This is a genomic window from Chryseolinea sp. H1M3-3, from assembly GCF_029360725.1.
Lineage (GTDB): Bacteria > Bacteroidota > Bacteroidia > Cytophagales > Cyclobacteriaceae > Chryseolinea.
Genome location: NZ_JARKMY010000016.1, coordinates 1 through 679, shown reverse-complemented (window position 1 = coordinate 679; position 679 = coordinate 1). Strand labels below are relative to the sequence as shown.

1 protein-coding gene is annotated in these 679 nt (G+C 42.4%); it reads right to left on the bottom strand.

The window, feature by feature from the left end; all coding sequences use genetic code 11:
- Positions 1-594, bottom strand: a 594-nt coding sequence (locus tag P2W71_RS23990; RefSeq protein WP_276373952.1) for a helix-turn-helix domain-containing protein, incomplete at its 3' end; no start/stop codon positions are given.
- Positions 595-679 lie beyond the last annotated feature (85 nt).

Sequence of the window (679 nt, the reverse complement as noted above, 5' to 3'; positions counted from 1 at the left end):
TTTAGCAAAAGCAACTTTGGAATAGGTATCGATGAATGTCTGTTGATAAATTCGTCCAACGCCTTTGATGTTACCAACGTAGTAAGTGTCTTGAGCTCCAAGATAACCCGGATGCTCAGTTTCAATCTCTCCAAAAGCTTCCCGTTTTTCTCTCTTACGCTCCATAGCAATCATCTGCGCTTCTGTAAGGATGAGTCCGTCCTGAGCCACTTTTGCTTCTAGTGCTGCCAAGCGTTTTGGAAATGTTTCCATATCGTGCCGTTGCCAAACACAACGGACTCCACATGGAGAAATGAATACGCCTCGCTTACGAAGTTCATTGGACACACGTACTTGACCCAGTGCGGGTTGTTCAATGGCAATCTGAACAACGGCCTCTTCGACTTCGGGCTCAACTCTATTCTTAGGAATAGCTTTTCTACGACTCACTTCCTTTAGAGCGAGCTCTCCACCAGTATCATAAAGTTCTTTGATTCTGTAAAAACTGTCGCGCGAATAACCCATCATGCGACATGCTTGGCTGACATTACCTAAATGCTCAGCTAAATTGATAAGACCTAATTTCGTTTTGATTAACTTCGTTTCTGTTCTCATTTTTCTGACAGTTTAAAGGGTTCAACTTTTGATAGTTTGCACTTCTAAGTTAACCCAACTGTCAGATTAAGTCGAAACTACTTCA